The organism is Oleiphilus sp. HI0066 (genome assembly GCF_001635725.1).
Genome location: NZ_LWFH01001114.1, coordinates 1 through 1,243, shown reverse-complemented (window position 1 = coordinate 1,243; position 1,243 = coordinate 1). Strand labels below are relative to the sequence as shown.

2 protein-coding genes are annotated in these 1,243 nt (G+C 48.9%); both read left to right on the top strand.

The genetic code is table 11. The features are described 5' to 3' along the window. On the top strand, positions 1-507 hold a 507-nt coding region (locus A3738_RS14650; protein WP_255376174.1), incomplete at its 5' end, for a carboxyl transferase domain-containing protein. Between the two features lie 26 nt (positions 508-533). After that, the coding region (locus tag A3738_RS14645; RefSeq protein WP_304440107.1) for a biotin carboxylase N-terminal domain-containing protein at positions 534-1,243 on the top strand (710 nt) is incomplete at its 3' end.

Sequence of the window (1,243 nt, the reverse complement as noted above, 5' to 3'; positions counted from 1 at the left end):
TTCATGGAAGACACCACAGGCTTCTTACCTGGGCGCGAACAAGAGTCGATGGGTATCGTACAGGCAGGTCGCGCGATGCTAGATGCGATTGTTGATTTGCGCACCCCGCGCTTCTTAGTGATCCTACGCAATGCCTTTGGTGGTGCATATGCCTCTTATAACAACTATCCAACCGGTGCAGATTTCGTTATTGCTCTGCCATCCACGCGCGCAGCTGTGATGGGGCCAGCCGGTGTCGAGTTCGTTTACAAGAAGGAGCTTCGTGCTATCCGCGCAGCCGTAAAATCTGGAGACGAAAGTGCCGAATGGGGTGCAGAGCAAGAAGCCATTCTGGCGAAACGCTACGAAGACGAATTGATGAATCCAAACGAAGCCTTGAGCCTTGGATCGATCTCTCAAATTGTCATGCCCAAAGACCTGAGAAAAGTACTCTGTGAAAACATGAGCTTCCACCTTCGCCACTACAATGCTGAACCTATGCGATCTGTTCAGCGCGAATTTTTCTAATCGGTCTCTGGAATAGGTTTCAACACATGACTAATGCAACGACTACCAACCATTATTTAAATAATGCACTTATCCATGAAGATCGACGTCTAAAAAAATCGTCCTCAAAATGGGTACGCAGCTTTGATTGCCGTAAACTTCGCCCATTGATCATTTGCCGTGGCCCGATCAGAAAAGAAGCCATGGATGTATTTACAGAAATGGGCATTGATGTCTTCGGTATTTTATTGTCCGAGAAAGACAGCGTCGTATATCAGAATGCCCTCGCTCCTGAGTTACGTCAGTTGGAAGATTCTTCTCGCGTTCACCGAGTACCCGACTATACCGGTGCCGATAAAGCTGAGCGCGAAGCACGTATTCAGCAAATCATTCAAATAGCGCACGAAAACGACTACAACGCGATCTTTGCCGGTTATGGTTTTATGGCCGAAGACGAAACTATGGTCGCCGCGATGGAGAGCGCAGGCCTCACGTTCATTGGCCCATGTTCGCGTACCGTACACGATGCGGGCTTGAAGGACGAAGCGAAGCGCACTGCACTCAAAGTTGGGGTTAGCGTGACGCCGGGTATTGATAACGCAACAGCCATTACCCTATTGAAAAAACATCCTGACGAAGCTGCGCTATTGGCACTCTGCGAACAAGAAGCGCTAAATGTAGACGTTGCTGTGCTCAAGCAAACTGAGTCGATGGAAGACAAAGCTGACCTAGTACTTGCAGCAGGCTACAAAAAAGG